Genomic DNA, 2416 nt, shown 5'->3' with positions numbered 1-2416 from the left:
TTGATTAAACTCAACGAGGTTGTCACCAACCCCGTTGGTCTTCAAAACCGTGCTTGAGACTTTCACCTCACACGGCTCCTCAATATCTTGGTGCTTGTCAGGCATACCTAACGCTATCATTAGCGGTTTTACTGTCATGGCAATGACGATGAAGGGTTTGGAGGTTTAGATACTCGTCCTTGCCGCCTTGTGAGCGGGGGATTATGTGGTCTATTTCCAAAATATCACCATACTTAAAGTAGAGGTTGCAATGGGGGCATTTACCTTTTTGTTTTTTAAGGAGTATTGCTACTCTTTTATTAACTTCGGGGTGTTTTCCCATGCGTGAACTCCAATAGATCCAATCACCGTCGTAGGGACTTCGGTTGTTTTGCACTTTGATGTGTCGCTCTATGGGCGTATCGCTGTGTTTGGCAAGTTTTTTGATTGAATCTGACTCCCTAGCTGCAAATCGCCATCCACCCCCTTTATCAATGAGCCAATATTTATTTGAAATCCAATATTGGCTCTTTAGAGGATGTCGGTGTTCTGCCCAGTTTCTTAATTGCTGGTAAAGCCAGTTTCCTATCTTTGAGAAGATATCTTTGCTGACAACTGTAGAGTAGTAATTAGACCATCCTGTGATAACCGGATTAAGTTCGTTAATAAGCTGCAATTGAGTTGAAGCTTTGTGAACCTCAATAATCTTTTTTAACTTCTCTAGATGCCTGCTGATTCCCTCTTGATTTGGGGTAATGAGTGCTTTAAAACCCAGATTTTCTCCTTTCGTATTCTTACTGGCATGGTGTTTTCCTGTTGGATATTGCCTGACAGTGAATCCAAGGAAGTTGAACCCTACATTTCCCTCATATTTATCGAGGGTATGGGTGAGGCGTGTTTTGCTGGGTTTTAGCTCCAACCCTAAGTGCAATAACCATTCGGTAATTATCTGCTGGCATTGTTGGACTACTGCCAATTCTTCATGAATAATCACGAAATCGTCGGCATAGCGGATTAAGTGTGCCGCATTTTGTCGCCCCACTTGCTTTCCCTTTGACCATATTCCTCTTTCAGGAAGGGCTTGGTTTATCCTTTGTTCCATACCGTGCAGGGCAATATTAGCTAGTAGCGGAGAGATTACCCCGCCCTGTGGCGTTCCTTCTAGTGTAGGAAACAAACTGTTTCCCTCTAACACCCTTGATTCTAGCCAGCCTTTAAGAAGGCGGCGGAGGACAGGAAATGTATTCAGTTTTGCCAACAGTACATCATGATTTATACGGTCAAAACATTTGGATATATCCGCATCTAACACATATTTGCATTTTCTGCTAGTTAATCCAAAGATTGCCGCTATCGCATCGTGGGCGGAGCGTCCGGGTCTAAAACCAAAGGAATTTGGCTCAAATCTAGCCTCCCATTCTGGTTCTAATGCTTGTTTGACAAGGGCTTGTAAGGCTCTGTCTGTTATCGTTGGAATCCCTAGTGGGCGTTTTTCCTCTGTTCCGGGTTTAGGAATCCAAACCCGTCTCGTTGGTTTTGCCTTTCGAGATAGTGACAAATTGTTTACCAGTTCTAGTCTTTCTTCTGGTTTGAGGCTTTTAATACCATCCACTCCAGCCGTTTTCTTTCCCCGATTATCCTGTGTCACTCGTCGGACAGCCAAGCATTTTGAAGACCTAGACCTCATTAGAGTTTTTTGAAGTCTCCTGCAAGCTTTAATATCGCCACGTTCTGAGGCTTTGAATATGCGCTTTTGCAGCTTAAAGACACGCCGCTCTAACTTGCGCCAGGGGATGTCTTTCCATTCCATCATCGGGTTTAACCGTGCTTTAGACATATTAACTGCTACTTGTACCTACTCATTCCAAGACATCGTGCCTACGTCTGCATATCCCTCGCATTACCGAGGGCTTTGGCTTCTTAGGCAATCTTCCCCACTTATCGCTTATGGTTAACACCTACTCGAAGATTTCTCTAACGAGAGCTTATAAGGGGTTACTTCGTTCCTGATAATCGTTGATTGAATCTTTAGGATGATGCTCTCTGCCGGGTTTAGTGGGGGTGCTTACTGGTCGCAAGTGTAAACGCCAGCCCCCTATCCTTTGCCTTTTGGCTATAGCCTATCAGCCTTATTTGGCTATTTCCGCTGTGACGACAGTTCAACCACATCTTTGCTTTCGCTATCCATAGATTCATGCTCGACGGAAACCGGATTAGGCTTCTAGCTTTACCGCCTTTTCACCCCGCTTTACGGATTGAGGATTAGTCGCTACCGTAGGGGTGATTCTGTTACCCCTGCACCTGGGGAGAGGGACTTACACCCTCACGATTATCAAGTTGTAAGGATTGGCATTCTCCGTTTTAGAGAGTCTGCCCCATCCTCCCTTCCGTCCCTGAGTATTGCTACTCATTTAGGATGAACGAATCGCACACACTC

The 2416-nt window shown here is 44.8% G+C and carries 1 protein-coding gene; it reads right to left on the bottom strand.

Annotation, left to right across the window (positions count from 1 at the left end):
- Nucleotides 1–97 precede the first annotated feature (97 nt).
- Complete coding sequence (gene ltrA, locus AC2VE5_RS25865) at nucleotides 98–1816, bottom strand: group II intron reverse transcriptase/maturase (protein ID WP_486890438.1); 1719 nt, start codon at nucleotides 1814–1816, stop codon at nucleotides 98–100.
- Nucleotides 1817–2416 lie beyond the last annotated feature (600 nt).

The organism is Aliterella sp. E5.1, from assembly GCF_057473825.1.
This window is presented reverse-complemented; position numbering and strand designations above follow the sequence as displayed.

Excerpts from the sequence above, each read along its gene's own strand:
- ltrA (WP_486890438.1), bottom strand. The coding sequence starts at position 1,816 with ATGTCTAAAGCACGGTTAAACCCGATGATGGAATGGAAAGACATCCCC.